Source organism: Hyphomicrobium sp. LHD-15 (assembly GCF_031157355.1).
Classification (GTDB): Bacteria; Pseudomonadota; Alphaproteobacteria; order Rhizobiales; family Hyphomicrobiaceae; genus Hyphomicrobium_C.
Genome location: NZ_JAVIFT010000006.1, coordinates 1 through 16,327 on the forward strand (window position 1 = coordinate 1; position 16,327 = coordinate 16,327).

At 62.4% G+C, this 16,327-nt stretch carries 12 protein-coding genes and 1 tRNA gene; 7 read left to right on the top strand and 6 right to left on the bottom strand.

What is annotated here, in order from left to right; genetic code table 11:
- The 3 genes from RCO24_RS16165 to RCO24_RS16175 form a co-directional block, all read left to right on the top strand.
- Positions 1–2,256: autotransporter domain-containing protein (locus RCO24_RS16165; protein WP_308963567.1), on the top strand; the 2,256-nt coding region annotated here is incomplete at its 5' end.
- Positions 2,257–2,765: 509 nt separating this feature from the next.
- Positions 2,766–9,101 (top strand): S8 family serine peptidase, encoded by a 6,336-nt coding sequence (locus RCO24_RS16170; RefSeq protein ID WP_308963568.1) that lies wholly within the window; start codon positions 2,766–2,768, stop codon positions 9,099–9,101.
- A gap of 80 nt (positions 9,102–9,181) precedes the next feature.
- A complete protein-coding gene (locus RCO24_RS16175) occupies positions 9,182–9,802 on the top strand; it encodes a toxin-activating lysine-acyltransferase (protein ID WP_308963569.1) in 621 nt (206 codons plus the stop codon).
- A gap of 367 nt (positions 9,803–10,169) precedes the next feature.
- Here the strand turns inward: RCO24_RS16175 and RCO24_RS16180 are convergent.
- Positions 10,170–10,245, bottom strand: a tRNA-Ile gene (locus tag RCO24_RS16180).
- Positions 10,246–10,482: 237 nt separating this feature from the next.
- Between RCO24_RS16180 and RCO24_RS16185 the strand changes: the two genes are divergently transcribed.
- Both RCO24_RS16185 and RCO24_RS16190 read left to right on the top strand, forming a co-directional pair.
- Complete coding sequence (locus RCO24_RS16185; protein WP_308963570.1) at positions 10,483–11,199, top strand: SIMPL domain-containing protein; 717 nt, start codon at positions 10,483–10,485, stop codon at positions 11,197–11,199.
- A gap of 197 nt (positions 11,200–11,396) precedes the next feature.
- Positions 11,397–12,191, top strand: a complete 795-nt coding sequence (locus tag RCO24_RS16190) for a GGDEF domain-containing protein (RefSeq protein ID WP_308963572.1) — start codon at positions 11,397–11,399, stop codon at positions 12,189–12,191.
- 30 nt (positions 12,192–12,221) lie between these two features.
- Here RCO24_RS16190 and RCO24_RS16195 read toward each other — a convergent pair whose 3' ends face one another.
- The 5 genes from RCO24_RS16195 to RCO24_RS16215 all read right to left on the bottom strand — a co-directional run bounded on the left by RCO24_RS16195 (position 12,222) and on the right by RCO24_RS16215 (position 15,228).
- Positions 12,222–13,130, bottom strand: coding sequence for a carbon-nitrogen hydrolase family protein (locus tag RCO24_RS16195; RefSeq protein ID WP_308963574.1), 909 nt, complete (start codon positions 13,128–13,130; stop codon positions 12,222–12,224).
- On the bottom strand, positions 13,130–13,720 hold the full coding sequence (locus RCO24_RS16200; RefSeq protein WP_308963575.1) for a GNAT family N-acetyltransferase: 591 nt from the start codon (positions 13,718–13,720) through the stop codon (positions 13,130–13,132). Before RCO24_RS16200 ends, RCO24_RS16195 begins: the two co-directional genes overlap by 1 nt.
- 152 nt (positions 13,721–13,872) lie before the next feature.
- Complete coding sequence (locus RCO24_RS16205) at positions 13,873–14,298, bottom strand: ketosteroid isomerase-related protein (RefSeq protein ID WP_308963576.1); 426 nt, start codon at positions 14,296–14,298, stop codon at positions 13,873–13,875.
- A 160-nt stretch (positions 14,299–14,458) separates the two neighbouring features.
- Positions 14,459–14,758, bottom strand: coding sequence for a hypothetical protein (locus RCO24_RS16210; protein WP_308963578.1), 300 nt, complete (start codon positions 14,756–14,758; stop codon positions 14,459–14,461).
- Positions 14,759–14,808: 50 nt separating this feature from the next.
- Positions 14,809–15,228, bottom strand: coding sequence for a secondary thiamine-phosphate synthase enzyme YjbQ (locus RCO24_RS16215; protein WP_308963580.1), 420 nt, complete (start codon positions 15,226–15,228; stop codon positions 14,809–14,811).
- A 50-nt stretch (positions 15,229–15,278) separates the two neighbouring features.
- On the opposite strand from RCO24_RS16215, the gene greA reads away from it, so the two are divergent.
- On the top strand, positions 15,279–15,746 hold the full coding sequence (greA, locus tag RCO24_RS16220) for a transcription elongation factor GreA (protein ID WP_308963581.1): 468 nt from the start codon (positions 15,279–15,281) through the stop codon (positions 15,744–15,746).
- A gap of 136 nt (positions 15,747–15,882) precedes the next feature.
- Positions 15,883–16,188 (top strand): hypothetical protein, encoded by a 306-nt coding sequence (locus RCO24_RS16225; RefSeq protein ID WP_308963583.1) that lies wholly within the window; start codon positions 15,883–15,885, stop codon positions 16,186–16,188.
- Positions 16,189–16,327 lie beyond the last annotated feature (139 nt).

Sequence of the window (16,327 nt, forward strand, 5' to 3'; positions counted from 1 at the left end):
GATGGCGGCGCAGGGATCGTTGCCGGAGCGGGCGGCTTCGGCGGCGGCGGCGGCGGCGCTGGCGGCGGCAGGACAGGAGGCGCGGGCGGCTTCGGCGGTGGCGGCGGCTACGGTGGAAACAGCGGTGGAAACGGCGGCTTCGGCGGTGGCGGTGGCGCTGGCGGCAGCGGCGGATTTGGCGGCGGTGACGGCGGTGGCCCAGCTTCTATACGCGCGGGCGGCGGCGGCGGCATGGGCGGCGCCATCTTCGTGGTGGAAGGCGGCAACCTCATCCTGGAAGGCAACCTAACCCTTAACGGCGGCAGCGTGGCGGGCGGCGACGGCCTCAACGTAGGTTCCGCTTTCGGGTCGGGCATGTTCCTTCAAGGTGACGGTACGCTCAGCTTCGCGCCGGGCCTGGGTTCAGAGCAGGTCATTTCCGACGCCATCGCCGACCAGACCGGCTCCGGCGGCAGCGGCACCTACGCCAGCGGCGGTCCGAACTGCACGCCTGGCGCGGGTTGCGCCGGTTATTCCGGTACCGGCTCCTGGAGCCTGGAGAAGAACGGCGCTGGCACCACCATCCTCAGCGGCACCAACACTTTCACCGGCACGACGATGGTCAACGACGGCGTGCTGGCGGTCAACGGCTCGATCGCGACGTCGAGCCTGACCACCGTGGGCAACGGAGGCACGCTGAAGGGCACCGGCATGCTCGGCGCCGTCACCGTCAATGCCGGCGGCATACACGCGCCCGGCAACTCCATCGGCGCGCAGACGGTCAACGGCAATTACGCGCTCCTGCCGGGCGCCGTCCTCGAGATCGAGACAAACGCCGCCGGACAGAGCGACCTCATCGTGGTCGCCGGAACCGTGGGCCTGACCAACGCCATCCTCAATGTGATCGCCGACCCCGGCGCCTATGCGGCGATCACGAGCTATCTCATCATCAACAACGACGGAGCTGACGCGGTGGTCGGTGAGTTCGCCGGCGTAACGAGCAATCTCGCCTTCCTGACGCCGATCGTGAGCTACACCGCCGGCACCGGCAACGACGTGGCGCTGACGCTCATCCGCAACGACATAGCGTTGATCGATGTGGCCGTGACGCCCAACCAGCAAGCGGTGGCGGCGGCCCTCAACCAACTCCCGTTGTCCGATCCCCTGTTCCTCGCCGTGCTCGGCCAGAACGCGGCGGGCGCGCAGCAGGCCTTCGATGCACTGTCCGGCGAAATCCATGCTTCCGTCGCCGGGCTGCTTATCGACCAGAGTCGGCTCACGCGCGATGCCATCCTCGCCCGCCTGCTGCAGGCCTCCCACGGCGACGGGGGCGTCGGCACCGTTGCCGCGCTTGCCTCGGGTGGGCCAACCACGGTGGCCGCCGGTTCGGGCGATGCACCGATGATGGGCCTCGGCATGGCCTCAGAACACACAGCGGCACCGCTAGCCTCCGGCCTCGCCTTCTGGACGCAAGGCTTCGGCTCGTGGGGCAACTTCGACGGCGACGGCAAGGCCGCCAGCGCCGACCGCACGCTGAGCGGCTTCGTGTCCGGCGTCGATGCGGCCATCGGCGGCGGCTGGCGCACGGGCTTTGCGCTCGGCTACTCGCAGGCGAGCATCGGCGTTGATGGGCGCCTCTCGTCGGCCGAGGTCGATAGCTATCACCTGGGCGGCTACGCTGGCGGGCGCCTCGGCGCCCTGGCCGTGCGCGCCGGCGGTGTGTGGACGTGGCACGACATCGATACTGCCCGTACAGTGCTGTTCCCCGGCTTCCTCGACCGCACCAAGGCTTCGTACGACGGCGACACAGGGCAGATCTTCGGTGAGATCGCGCTCCCGATCATCGGCGGTAAATCGGCAATCGAGCCGTTCGCCGGCCTCGCTTATGTGCGTGTCGATACCGGCGGGTTCACCGAGAAGGGCGGCCTTGCTGCGCTAACCTCGGGAGGTAGCGACGCCAATACGAGCTACTCCACGCTCGGCGTGCGCGCGGCCACCGAAGTGCTGATCGGCGGGGTCGTCGTGATCCCACATGCCTCGGCGGCCTGGCAGCATGCCTTCGACGACGTGACGGCGGATGCAGCGCTGGCGTTCAACACCGGCAGCGCCGGCTTCACCGTCTCCGGCGTGCCCATCGCGCGCGATGCCGCGCTCATCGAAGCGGGTCTCTCGCTCAAAGTCGACGGCGACATGACGCTCGGGCTCTCGTATCAGGGCAAGATCGCCGACGACATTGGTGACCACGGGCTCAGTGGCCGCGTCGACTGGCGATTCTAGCCGCCGCGAACCTCGAAGGCACATCAGACTTTTGTGGTTCCGCCGAAGCGCGCGCTGAGCGCCAACAGCTCAGTTTCGGGTTGTGGACCGCCGCTGAAGTCGTCTTTGACAGGTTCGTCCCATTTGCGGACGTAACCTGTGATCGTGCTTGTGCTACTGCCCGTCCCGCGACGCATATCTGCTTTGGGCGAAAAAGCAGACTGACATTTCCGCAGTTTTCAAATGCGGAGGCTCGGGCAACTGGTTGCTTCATCACGGCGACGTCAGTTTCACCGGTGGTTTGATCATGCCAGGAAGATCTCACGGCATGTTTTTGAATTATTTCCTAAGTAATCTTGGGAAAAATCCCCGCTTCCCGAATGCTCCGGGAAAAAATCTTCATTGTGTGTGCAATCGCTGATTGTCTACTAATTGATTAGTGTCCTGCGGTAGGGAAAAACACCTGCGGCTGCTTAGCGGCCCGCAAGAGGCTGGACCAGCGAACGTTTTTTGTCCTGGGGAGGATCCTTATGAGTTCTGTTACGGCCAACAGCGCTTCGGCGCTGAACGATGACGCTTGGGCGATTACCAACCATATTGGCCCACTGTATCGGACGCTTCCAGATCCGCTTACCGGTCTTCTTCCCGATCCCAACTCCAGTTCGACCTACTTCCCGGGTGACCCGCTGTTTGCTGACCAATGGCACTTCGAGTGGCTCGGCGACATTCAAACAATCTGGGACGAGTACTCGGGCGCAGGGGTGAACGTCGGCATCTATGACAATGGCACCCAGGCAAACCACCCCGACTTGATCGACAATTACGATGCGAGCCTCGAGGTCGAGGTCGACGGCGTCACAATTCCGCAGGTGGCTGGTGATCACGGTACCGCGGTCGCAGGCCTCATCGCTGCGGCCAATAACGGCATTGGTACAACCGGCGTGGCCTGGAGCGCATCCATCACCGGCGTTGAAATGCTCAACTACGGACCCGCGGATATAAATATACACTTCGAAGGATTTCTTCAGGCCGTCCACCAGACCAAAAACTTCGACATCACGTCTAACAGCTGGGGCAAGTTCCCGAGCTATTCGCAAGCCTCTCAATCAGACGATAACGCGATCCTCGATGCCTATTTCGAAGCGGTGGTTGAGGGTCGCGATGGCCTGGGAACGATCATCGTCAAGGCCGCAGGCAACGACAACCGCGATTCGAATGGCGACATGCTCGATGTCACCCGCGCGACGATCATAGTCGGTGCCTACGCCGACGACGGTAACGCTTCATGGTATTCGAGCTGGGGCGCGAACTTGCTTGTTTCCGCGCCGTCGAGTGGGACGACTGGAGTCAATGCCCGTCTCGTCACGACCGATGTTACCGGTGGCTTCGGCTATGGCAGTGGTGACTACACCAGCATTGGTTCAGACGGTTTCGGCGGCACATCGGGCGCAACGCCGATCGTATCTGGCGTTGTAGCCTTGATGCTGAGCGCAAATCCCAACCTCGGCTGGCGGGACGTGCAAAACGTTCTTGCCTATTCAGCACGCGAGGTCGGGAGCGGGGTTGGCGGCGTCCCGACGGCGAACGAGGAACACGCCTGGTTCTACAATGGCGCTGACAACTGGAATGGCGGCGGCCTGCACTTTTCCGTCGACTACGGCTTCGGGTCCGTGGATGCATACAACGCGGTGCGCATGGCCGAGGTCTGGCACCTCTTCGACGGTCCGAAGGCCAGCGCAAACGAAACGACCCTGGAGCAATCGACCGGCGCAGCGATCGCGCTCGCAGACAAGAAGGTGACCGAGGTTAAGTTCGACTTCTCGAACACCGACTTCCTCGTCGAGTTTGTCGAACTCAAACTCAATCTGACCCATTCCTCACTTTATGACCTCGTAATCGAATTGGTTTCCCCCGACGGAACCGTGGTCTCCGCGCTTGATGTTCCGCCGGAGGTTTCCACGACGGCGGCGAACGGCGTGGAGTGGATCGCTCGGTTCGGCGCAAACGCCTTCCGCGGCGAGAATGGCGCGGGGAATTGGACCCTGCGCATTACTGACAACTGGGCTGAAGACAGCGGCACGCTGAACTCGGCAACCCTGTCGCTCAATGGCACGGATGGCGCGAGCGCTGACCTGACGCGTGACGTCTATCACTACACCAACGAAATATTCACGACGCTCGCGCGCGATTCCTCTCGCCTGACACTCTCCGACGCCGATGGGGGTACCGATTGGCTCGACATGTCGGCCATGACGGGGAACCTGAATGTGAAGCTCGCGGCTGGGGCAACTTCGACGACGGGAGGTGCTGCGTTCCTGAAGATCGCCACAGGCACCGACATTGAGAACGTCGTCACGGGCGACGGGGACGACCGCATCACCGGCAACGCACTCGACAACCGCCTTTACGGCATGCGCGGCAACGACATCATCGACGGTGGGGTCGGGGCAGACGTCCTTTCCGGCGGCGCAGGGAATGACAGGCTGACCGGCGGAACGGGTGCGGATGCATTCTTGTTTGATCGCGCACTCAATGCGCTGACAAACGTCGATATCATCGCCGACTTCTCCCACATCGACGATACGATCTGGCTCGACAGCTCGATCTTTTCGACGCTGTCCCTCGGCCCGCTCTCTGCGGACCTGTTTTATGTCATCGGCACCGGATCCGAGACCGCTCTCAGCCGCATCGTTTATGACGCCGAATCCGGTGCGTTGTTCTACGACATCGACGGCGGCGGATTGGGAGCAGCGATCCAGTTTGCGACGCTATCGAATCGCCCCGCGGACCTTTCGTATAACGACTTCCTAATTGTCGACACCTCCAATAGCGCTGTTACCAGCGTTACCGATCGCACCATTTCGCCGGCCATCGCGGTTGACACGCACGATCCGTCTGTCGTTTACGGCGACGGCCTCGTACCAATCTATGGGACGGAAAGAGACGATGCGATTGCCGGTAAGAGCTCGAATGACACCATTTTTGGTCGGGGCGGCAACGACCTGATCCGCGGCGGCGCCGGTAACGATTTTATCGACGGTGGCGCAGGGTTCGACAAGATCTGGGGCGGCACCGGTAATGATGAGATCTGGGGCGGAGGCTCGCCGTCACTGCTCGGCGACGAGATCCGCGGCGAGAATGGCGACGACATCCTCCACGGCAGCGATCAGGCCAACGGCGTGGCGTGGGTCATTCTGGGCGCTTTGGGGGATATTATTTCGGGCGGCAACGGTAACGACGTCATCTACGGCTACGGCGGCGACGATTTCCTGTACGGCGATAACAACAGCGATCAGCTGTTCGGCGGCGACGGCAACGACGAGCTCTATGGCGGGACAGGCAACGACAGGCTCGATGGCGGCCTGGGACACAACCTTATCGTCGGCAACGCCGGATATGACGTGGCGGCGTTCGCAGGCAATTTCAACGATTACCGCATAACCGGGTTCGCTGACGGCGATCGCGACAGCATTCTGATTGAGCGAATTTCAGGCTTGGCATCCGGCGAGTTCGAAACTCACGTCGTTCGTGCCGACATCGAGGTCTTGGAGTTCCAGGATCAGATCATTGAGCTGGATGTAAATCCGCTAGTGCTCGTCATCGAGAATGATTGGTTGATCAAAGATCCGGTAACGGTCGACATCAACGGCTACGAAATCGGCGTGGTGATCAATTCTGCGTCCGACGTGACCATAACGGATCACGGTTATGAATCTGCCACCGAAGATCGGCTCCAGTTTGTGTCGCTGGATGGCGTGACCGGCAATGTCCTGATCCAATCCGATGCGCTAACGAACATCGAGCTGGCCAACATGGTCAAGCGTCCGGATGATGAGATGCAATCGTTCGTCGGATCTGTGGCGATCGACGCCGCAGTCGGTGAACGCACTCTGCGCATCGACACTCTTGGCATCGAACTGGGCGAAGGTCAGCGCATCACCGACAATACCGCGACAAGCATCGTTCTCAGTCTTGGCGACCGAGACCATATGAACGGCGCGGCAGTGAATGATTACAATCTGTCGTTTGAATCAGCGACAAGCGTCCGCATCGTGCGCAGCTATGCGGCAGAGATAAAGTGGTTCATTCCGAACGTCACGACGATCGATGCCTCGGCGGTACTGGATGAGAACGGCGTCGTCATCAATGACGGCAACTGGGGTACCCTGTACCTCGACACTCCCTTGGACGATTCCGTCCTTGCGCCGGCGGGCGGCAGCGAAGAATTCCGCTTCATCGGCGGAGGAAAGGAAATCGTCAGTTTTGGAAATCTCGGCGCCGTCAATGCGTCGAATGATGGAACTGAGGGCTATGATCAGTTCCTCAATGCCGGCAGAGGACTGAAGGGCGTACTGACCCTGAACGACGGCGACGACGAGGTCCGCATTCTCGGAACGGATGCCTTCCAAGGGGGGACCGTCGATGCCGGCGAAACGCTCGGTTTTGAGAACGACCTCGACGTCATTCGGATGTCCTTCGGCGTGGCTGCGGCGATCGGTGACATCAGCGCGTACATCAGTCAGTTCGAGACCATCCAGCTCGACATGCCGGTACTTACTGGGCAGACGGTCGATGTTGCCCGCTTCGACAACATTCAGAGGGTCGTTGTTACCGGCGCTGATGCGGCAACAGGGGACAATACCATCATCGGCTTGGAAGATGGCGCCGAGGTCATCTTGCGGAGCATTAGCCTTGCCACGCCCACCAGCTACGAAGGGAATTTTTATTCTCTGTTCAGCAGCTTTGGTAACAACTTTGGCACGGTGCACCTCGACGTTGCGGAAGGAAGCACGCTTAAGCTCGGCTTTGTAGGCATTTACTCCGACGGCTCCGATGCCGGGACGATTCATGTCCGTGGAGCGACCTCGGTCAATATCGGCACTGACGCAATTGATCAGGAACTAATTACGCCGGATGGTTCATTCCCAGCGTCCGAGCCGACCGATCCCTTCAACCAGGTGCTCGTCTTCGACGACGCTACGACAATTACGCTTTCGGGTGACACCGGTTGGGATTTCACGATTGTCGGCACGGACATTGGCAACGTCGTGACGCTCGACGCTTCAGGCGTAACGACGACGGGCGCGGTCGGCGCGGTGAAGGCGTCGGCGCAGACGACGTCGGCCGTGACGTTCACCGGTGGCATGGGTGATGATGCACTCACTGGCAATGTCGGAGATGACACGCTCGCGGGCGGAGCCGGCGGCAATGATCTGCTCGACGGCGGCGGCGGGAGGGACACTGCCATCTTCTCGGGCCTTTCGAGCGATTACGCCATTAGCGACAACGGAGATGGGAGCTACACGGTCGCGGGTCCAGACGGGTCATCGGATACGCTTCGCAATATTGAGCTCCTGCGTTTCGATAACGGCCTCTACAACATCGACTTCGAACTTCTGGAAGCGCCGACCGATATCTTGCCGGATGATGCGTCGATTGCCGAGAACAGCGCTGCCGGCACATTGGTGGCGGAGCTATCGGCTGTCGATCCCAACAGCGGCGATACCTTCACGTTCGCGCTGCTTGACGATGCTGGCGGCCGGTTCGAGATCGTCGACGGTAACAAGCTGGTCGTGAAGGATCCGACAGGCCTCGATTACGAAGCCGCAACATCGCACACGGTTACGGTGCAGGTGACGGATAGCTCGGGTCTGTCGCTCGACCAGGTGCTGTCGATCGCCGTCACCGATTTCGATGAGAACACCGCGCCGACGGTGTCGCTCGCCAACACGCTCCTGTCAATTGCGGAGAACACCTCGACCGCCTCGCGCGTCAAGGTGGCGGACATCGTGCTGACCGACGACGGGTTGGGAACCAACCGCCTGTCGCTCGTCGGACGCGACCGGGCTCTCTTCGAGATCGTCGGGCTCGCTCTGTTCCTCAAGGCGGGCGCTGCGCTCAACGCGGCGCAGGCCGCAAGTCTCGAGGTGGCGGTCGCGGTGGATGACGACGCGCTGCCGGGCTCGCCCGACGCAACCAGCGCCACCTTTCGGCTCGCGGTTGCCGACGTGCAGGGTTTGAAGATGATCCACGGTACGGAGGCGAGCCAAACGCTCTCAGGCACGTCCGGCAACGACTGGATCGACGGCCACGGCGGCGCCGATACCATGAGGGGCGGCAAGGGCAACGACATCTACGTCGTCGACAGCATCGACGACAAGGTGATCGAATCCCGCAGCCAGGGCACGGACAAGGTGCTGAGCTCGGTCAACTACAGCCTTGGCAGCAACGTGGAGAATCTCACGTTGACGGGTGATGGCGCCATTAACGGCACCGGCAACTCCTACAACAACGTGATCAACGGCAACAATGCCGCCAACGTGCTCAAGGGCGGATCGGGCAATGACAAGCTCTACGGCCACGGTGGCAACGATACGCTCCTTGGCGAGAGCGGCAACGACACGCTCTATGGCGGCGACGGACTGGATTTCCTGTTCGGCGGCACCGGGAACGACACGCTCTATGGCGAGGTCGGCAACGACACCCTCTACGGCGACAGTGGCAACGACGTCCTGGCTGGCGGTCTCGGTACGGACCACCTCTACGGTGGTGCAGGCCGCGATCGCTTCGACTTCAACGACGCACTGGAATCGGCTGTCGGGTCGGCGCGGGACATCATCTTCGATTTCGTGCGCGGACAGGACAAGATCGACGTCGCATCGTTCGACACCAATCCGGCGAAGAAGGGCGATCAGGCCTTCAAGTGGATCGGGACCCAGGACTTCCACGGCGCGAGCGGAGAGCTGCGGTTCTCCGATCTCGGATCCGAGGTGATCGTGCAGGGTGACGTCAACGGCGACAAGCACGCCGATTTCGAGATCCTCGTCAAAGTCGGAACGCTGAGCTCGAGCGACTTCTATCTCTGAGACAAACCTACGCCGGCCGCGCAAAACGTGGCCGGCGTTTCTCCCCTTCAAAAAAACAAAGCTCTCAGGAGACGCCCCGCATGTTCTTCAAGAAGTCCCAGGACGAAGCAGAGAGCAAGCAGACGGAAACCGCCGTGCACAAGAACGGAGCAGCAGGCGCCGTCGAGATTTCGGCGCGAGACAAGACACCGGATAATGAGGATCTGGCCGCGCCCGTGACGCTCGACGCGGACGAAGCCAAAAAGCGCGCAGCCGCGTCGAAGCGGATGGCGGCATCGTTCGGCGAGATCGTGCTGCTGATGAGCCAGTCACCGGCTGAACAGCATTACGCGCTGCGCGATCTCGACTGGCTGGTCGCACCGGCCGTCCGGCTGGGTCAATTCGCACTCGCCGAGGCGCAGTCGAAAACCAACGGGCAGGTGCTTCCTGTTGGCGCCATCTTGTGGGCTGTGGTCTCGTCAGAGATCGATCAGCGCCTGTCGGGCCAGGAGACGGGACCGATCCGGCTTGCTCCCGGCGAATGGCGCTCGGGCGATATCCCGTGGATCATCCACACCGTGGGCGAGCCGAAGATCCTCGGCGGCCTCATGGAACAGCTGACCAAGACCGTGTTCAAGGAACGTGCGCCGAAGATGCGGGTTCGCGGTCAGGACGGCAAAGCCAAGGTCGGCGAGATTCACGTCAAGGAAAAGGCCGCGTGAGCGCGGTCGAGCTTAAAGTCGACCCTTCCAGAACAGGCGCGCGCGACCGGAGCGCGCGTCTGATGTCGGAGCTCCGCTCTCGAATTTGAAGCAGACGGCATTGGTCGAGCAAACTTGATCTTCTGGAGCCGTTCGGCCGACTTCCGCTTTCTCGGCATCGCGTCGATGGGTGGGACACTGGGAGTGTGGTAATGCTCTGCGCCCGAGGAGGAGCAAATGGCGGCAGATTGGAAGAGCTCGATGACGGCACTTCTCCCGCTAGCAGCTCCGCTCTGGCCATCGCCCAAAATTTGCCCGTATGAACGCAAATTGGGGACCACCAATGGACCGCCGACGCGGTCGGAAAAACACAAGTCATTGAAAACATTGGTGGGCCCGCCAGGACTCGAACCTGGAACCAGGCGGTTATGAGCCGCCAGCTCTAACCATTGAGCTACGGGCCCCGGGGCGGGCTCGTTGCGCACAAATCCTTCCCAAGGATCGAACCCGAGGAGGGGAGCGCACGGCATCACCCGGAGTTGAGGCGCAGCCAGCCGCCGGCAAGCGGGGAGCACCTCCGCAGCTCTATAGCAGAGTTCGCGGCCCGCACCAGCCGAATGAGGCGCCGCGATCTTGGCCTGCGCAAGCCTTCTTTCCTCCCCGAACGTGCACTATCTCAAGGCGCCTAACAGGAGGAATTTATGCGACCAATGACGATCATTCAGCCCGCGGCTGCCCTTCTCGCCGCTTCATTTCTTGTAGCAATTGCCGCCCCGCTCCGCGCCGAGGAAAAGCCGATGGACCGCCTGATCACCGTCTCCGCCACGGGCTACGCCTATGCCGAGCCCGATCAGGCGCGCCTGTCGTCCGGCGTGACCGCTGAGGCCGAGACCGCTCAGGCCGCGCTTGCTGCCAACACCGAGAAGATGAAGGCGGTCGTCGCCGGATTGAAGGAAAGCGGCATCGACGCCAAGGACATCCAGACCAGCAATTTCAACGTCAGCCCGCGCTATACGTCCCCGAAGGATGGCACGGCGCCCGTCATCGATGGCTATAGCGTGTCGAACCAGGTCGAGGTCCTGGTGCGCGATCTGAAGGCGCTTGGTGGGCTGCTCGACAAGCTTGTCAGCCTTGGTGCCAACCAAATCAACGGCCTGAGCTTCGTGGTCAGCAAGGCCGAGACGCTGAAGGACGACGCCCGCAAGGACGCCGTCGCCAACGCCCGCCGCCGCGCCGAGCTGCTGGCGACTGCCGCCGGCGCCGAGGTGGGTGACGTCGTCCAGATCTCCGAAGAGACAGGATACGGTGGCCCGCGTCCGATGATGGCGGCCCGCGCGGAAAAGGCCGATTTCGCGCCGGTCGAAGCGGGCACCGAAACGCTCGAAGCCCGCGTATCCGTTACCTGGAAGCTGAAATAGCCACGGATTGAAGCACGGGGAGAGGCCACGAGCCTCTCCCTATTCTTGAACAGAGTTCGAAAGATTTTTGCCCCGCCCCGAGCGCATTCCCTAGGGATTTGAAGGGGTAGTGCGCAATCAGTTGTCAAAACAATCTTATCTTTTCTCCGATAGATCTCCCATCTTGCGGCTCGGCTGCGGAGATGAGGATGAACACGATGGGTTCGCTAGCCTCGGCGGTCCGACAGAACCCTTGGACCAGCGCATTCGACGCGACGCTCCTCGGCATTGCGATGGTGGTCAGCCTTTTGCTGGCCCTCGAATATGAAATCGTCGTCTTCTGGGATCAGCTCACGGAGCGTCAGCGCCGCATCCGCATAGAGGAGATCTTTCTCCTGTCGGTGTTGCTTGCGATCGGTCTCGGGGTATTTGCGTCCCGTCGCATGAAGGAGGCGCAGAGCGACCGGGAGCGTGAGATGCGAGCGGCGTACGAGGCGGAAGCCGCCCGCGCACTCGCGATGCAAGATGCATTGACGGGCCTACCCAATCGGCGCGCACTCGAAGCTGCCGTCGAGCGGGCAATCGTTCAGCCGCCGGTAGAGGGCCGCATGCACGCCTTCTATCTTCTGGATCTCAACGGCTTCAAGCGTGTGAACGACGAACACGGACATGCCGTCGGCGACGCGGTTCTCCAGGGTGTCGCAAAGCGCTTTCGCGCCGCCGCGCGCCAGGAGGATCTGGTGGCGCGGCTCGGCGGGGACGAATTCGCGGTTCTCGCCTGCGATCTCGGCGATCGGGCGAGCGCTCTCGCGATAGGCGAGCGTTTCGTGTCCGCGCTCGGCAATGAAATCGCCGCCGGCGGGCGCACGCATCCGGTCGGCGTTTCGGTGGGCGTCGCCCTTTACCCGCAGGATGGCGGCACGGCCGAGGCGGTCATGCATCAGGCCGACCTCGCCATGTACAAGGTCAAGGCCGGGAAGCGGTCAGGCGTGCAGCTGTCCGAAGCCGCCTGAACGGCCCATTCGCAAGCGAACTGCTGCGCCTCAGATAAGCTTCACGCTCTCGACCGTATGCTTCAGCGGCTCGGCGCCGGGCTGGGCTGGCCAGTCGCCGAAGTTGCGCATCTCGCCACTGGTCCGCAGGCGGCGCAAGGCCGCGAGATCGACGGCCGCATAAACCCACATCGGATGATTGAGCGTGCCTTCCGCGATAACGCCGGTGTCGCTGACACCTTGTTCTGGCGGCACGTAGATGCCGGCCGCGCCGACGTTGAAATCGACGGCCGGAGACCACGGCGCATCGCCGACGGTCGGGCTTTGCACGGTGACGATGGTGTTTTCGAGCGCGCGCGCTTGCGAGCCGGTCCGCACGCGATGATAGCCCGAGACGCGCTCGGTGCACGACGGCACCAGGATCGCGTCGGCGCCAGCTTCGACGGCAGCGCGGGCAAGCAGCGGAAACTCGCTGTCGTAGCAGATCAGGATCGCAATTTTGCCGAGCGCGGTCTCGAACACGCGCAGCGGACTGCCGGCGGTCACGCCCCAGCCGTGCTCGAACGGCGTCATGATCAGCTTTTCCTGCACGCCGACGAGCCCCGAGGGCGTGACGAGCTGCGTCGCGTTGACGAAGCGGCCGTCCGCGTGCTTCGCGGGGCCGGAGCCGACAAGAATATGCACGCCATGCTTTTTCGCGAGCGCGGCATGGTGCGCGACGCGCGACGGCGCAAGCTCCGCGACGCGCTCGAGCGTCGTCGTGAGATCGTTGTAGACTTCGGGCCCAAAGCAGGCCGCTTGCTCGATCGCGGCGTATTCCGGAAACACCAGCAGCTCGGCGCCCGTTGCAGCGCCCTCGGCCACCCAGGACGCGATCTTGGCTTCCCACTCGGCGAGCGAGGCGGGCTGCCCGATCGGATACTGGGCCGAAGCGACTTTGAGAACCTGCGGAAGCGCCATCAGAGTGCTTTCATCCAGAACTGCATGGTGTGGGTGGTTTCGTCCGGCTGGTCGACATCCTTCCAGTCGTAGGTGGCGGTGAGGCCGGGCACAGGCGCATAGCCGCGCTTGGTCCAGAACGCATCAAGCGGGATGTAGTCGGCCGGTTTGAGCGGATGATTATCCGGGCGCACCACGCGACAGAACGTCGAATGCGTGAACCCGCCGAGCGCGTGTGCCTGCGCCTCTCGAAGCTCGAAGAACGTGTGCCCGAGCCGATGCCCGCGATGGCTTTTGAGCAGTACGCTCTCGCCGCAGTAGAAGATCTTCGAGAGATCGTAGCCGGCGTTGCGAAACGGTTCGCCGAACTCGTCCGCGTGCTCGACCATCGGCGCGCCGGTGGAGGCGCCGACCACGAGATCGCCGTCGCGCGCGACGACGCACACCGCGCCTTTCGCAGCCGCGAACTTGGCGAGGTACTCCTCCTCGTATTCGAGCGTGCCGTCATAGAGGTACGGCCAGTCGCGGAACACGGTGATGCGAAGCCGCGCGAGATCCGCCAGCACGGCCTTGATGTCGTCGCCGGTGAGGGCGCGCACGTCGATGCTCATCCCGAAGTCCTTTTTCTCAGCGAATTTGCCTCGCAGGGGCCGGGAGCGTCTTGGCGGAGCCAAGCTTCGCTTGGACGCGACCCGCGACTTGTGTCGCGCCCTCGCGGAGGCTGCCCGTTCGCGAAGCGAACGGAACAGCAGCCGTGAGCGGCTTATGCCACCTGCGCGATCCAGTCGGTGAGGTTGTAGTAGGTGGTGACGCGCGCGATCTTGCCGTCGCGGATGGCGAAGAAGGTGCCGGCGGGCAGCACGTAGGTCTGGCCCTTGGCAGCCGGCAGGTCGGAGTCGGAGTTGAGGTAGGTGCCGTTGACGTTGAATTCGGCAGCCGCGCGCGTGCCATCCTTGGAGACGAGCACGACGATCTCGGTCAGAAGCTCCTTGTAGTGGTGGGTCATACGCGCGTTGAAGGCGCGGAACTTCTCGATGCCGACGCGACGCTCGCCCTGGTTGACGTCGTGGATCACGTCGTCGGTGAGGAAGCCCAGCATGGCGTCGGTTTTGCCGGCGTTGAATGCTTCGTAATAGCTGCGGATCAGTTGGGCGGTTTCGATGCGCTTCTGGCTTTCGGCGTCGCTCATGAGAGCCTCCATGATGTGAATTTGGAGGCCCTATTAGCAGGTTGCGCCCGCCTACTCAAAGGGGCGGCGGAAAATCGCTGCGCGACAAAGAGCATCGCGAAGGATTATCCGCCGGCCTGCTGGTCTAATCGAGAAAAACGTTAACGATGCGGGCGCGTTATCAGCGCTTCTTGGCCGCCGTCTTGGCAGGCGCCTTCCGGACCACCCGCTTCACGACCTTCTTGGCGGGCTTCTTTGCGACGGCTTTTTTCGCCGCGGTCTTCTTGGCCGCAGGCTTAACGGCTGCCTTGACCTTCTTGCGCACGCCCTTGAACGGCTTCTTGTCGGCCTTCACGTCCAGGAACTTGCCGCTCTTGTCGTCCCGCTTCGTCCAGGTTCCCGTCAGCTTGTTTTTGATCTGCGAGCGCTTCTTCACCGCACCAACGCGGCGATCGTCGCCCGCTTCCTTGTTCTTCGCCATAAAGACCTCCTGTCGAAAAGCGAACACGAAATGAGAGATGAGTGCGAGCGTCACGCGCCAATCACATGCAACACGATCTTGCGTGCATGCGGTTGGTTGCGATGCTCGAAGAGATAGAGCCCCTGCCACGTCCCAAGTGCAAGTTTTTCTTCCATGATTGGAATCGTGATCGAGGTTTGCGTCAGCGCGCTTTTGACGTGTGCGGGCATGTCGTCGTCGCCTTCGAGCGTATGCACGAACAGCGGATCGCCATCGGGAACCAGGCGCTGGAAGAACGCGATGAGATCGCGCCGGACGTCCGGATCTGCATTTTCCTGAATGACGAGCGAAGCCGACGTGTGTCGGCAATAGGCCGTGAGCTGGCCCGTTCTGATGCCGGCATCCTTGGCAAAACGGCGGACCTCTTCGCTGATTTCGTAGAGACCTTGCCCGTCGGTCGTAACGATGATCTCCTTCTGAGCTTGCTGCATCCTCGAGCGCTCCCCATGTTTTTTATCGATACACGGACTATATTAGGCCCATGAGCAGAGCATTCGTCAAAGAACCTGATGGCCTCGAAGCTTTCGATGAGCTTCCCGAGCGCCTCGTGTCGGATCATCCGAACCTCGTGACCGAGCAGGGGCTCGCTCACATCGAGGCCGAGGTTTCGCGCCTGCAGCAGGCTTATGCGGAAGCGCAGAGCGCGGGTGATCGCGCTGCGCTGAACCATGCCGCGCGAGATCTACGGTATTGGTCCCAGCGGCGCGCGACCGCCGAGCTCGTCGAAATACCTAAGGATGGCGGCGAAGTCCGTTTTGGATCGCGCGTGACGCTGCTGCGCGCCGACGGGCGCCGCCAGACCTATCGCATCGTCGGCGAGGACGAGGCCGATCCGTCGAAAGGCACGGTTTCGTACGTGTCGCCGCTGGCACGTGCGCTGCTCGGAAAATCGCTCGGCGACACTGCGGTGGCCGGCGCTGGCGAGGTCGAAATCCTCGAAATCGTGTAAGCGCGGGGCGCGCAGCCTGTTCCCTGGGAAACAGCTCGTTTCGATCCTGAGCGGCATACACGCCCTCGCTCGGCGCCGCTAACGCGCGGGCAAACGGTTCGAAGTTTCGAGTTCAAAGTCCAGGAGATCCCCCCAAATGAGCAGCACGTTCCGCGCCGGCCTTGCCGCGCTTGCAGTCACCGGCCTCGCCCTCACGGTCGCCACGTCGGCTTTCGCCGGCCACCGCGCAGACCGCGAAGGCGGAGAAGCTGAAGTTGCGGGCATCGGCCCCGTGGCGCGCGATGCCGCCGTTTCGGCCGCGATTGCGGATTGGAAGCGCGAAGTGCGCGAAGAGACCGGACGCACGCCGCTGTGGCGCACCGCGACCGAGAAGCGGATCGCGTGCGAGACCGAGCGCGGCCGCAAGACCGAGTGCGAGGTTGAGGCCCGTCCCAACTTCTGAGATTCGAGCGTCCAATCCCGGCCCGATGCCGGTCAGGGTCGGCCCTCCACTCCGGAGGCCGGCCTTTTTTATGCTTGGATATCAATCCATTTTGCCCGCGCTGAGTGGCCGCGCGAGAGGCTTGCGAAATCGTCGCGCC

Excerpts from the sequence above, each read along its gene's own strand:
- RCO24_RS16170 (WP_308963568.1), top strand. The coding sequence starts at position 2,766 with ATGAGTTCTGTTACGGCCAACAGCGCTTCGGCGCTGAACGATGACGCT.
- RCO24_RS16175 (WP_308963569.1), top strand. The coding sequence starts at position 9,182 with ATGTTCTTCAAGAAGTCCCAGGACGAAGCAGAGAGCAAGCAGACGGAA.
- RCO24_RS16185 (WP_308963570.1), top strand. The coding sequence starts at position 10,483 with ATGCGACCAATGACGATCATTCAGCCCGCGGCTGCCCTTCTCGCCGCT.
- RCO24_RS16190 (WP_308963572.1), top strand. The coding sequence starts at position 11,397 with ATGGGTTCGCTAGCCTCGGCGGTCCGACAGAACCCTTGGACCAGCGCA.
- RCO24_RS16195 (WP_308963574.1), bottom strand. The coding sequence starts at position 13,130 with ATGGCGCTTCCGCAGGTTCTCAAAGTCGCTTCGGCCCAGTATCCGATC.
- RCO24_RS16200 (WP_308963575.1), bottom strand. The coding sequence starts at position 13,720 with ATGAGCATCGACGTGCGCGCCCTCACCGGCGACGACATCAAGGCCGTG.
- RCO24_RS16205 (WP_308963576.1), bottom strand. The coding sequence starts at position 14,298 with ATGAGCGACGCCGAAAGCCAGAAGCGCATCGAAACCGCCCAACTGATC.
- RCO24_RS16210 (WP_308963578.1), bottom strand. The coding sequence starts at position 14,758 with ATGGCGAAGAACAAGGAAGCGGGCGACGATCGCCGCGTTGGTGCGGTG.
- RCO24_RS16215 (WP_308963580.1), bottom strand. The coding sequence starts at position 15,228 with ATGCAGCAAGCTCAGAAGGAGATCATCGTTACGACCGACGGGCAAGGT.
- greA (WP_308963581.1), top strand. The coding sequence starts at position 15,279 with ATGAGCAGAGCATTCGTCAAAGAACCTGATGGCCTCGAAGCTTTCGAT.
- RCO24_RS16225 (WP_308963583.1), top strand. The coding sequence starts at position 15,883 with ATGAGCAGCACGTTCCGCGCCGGCCTTGCCGCGCTTGCAGTCACCGGC.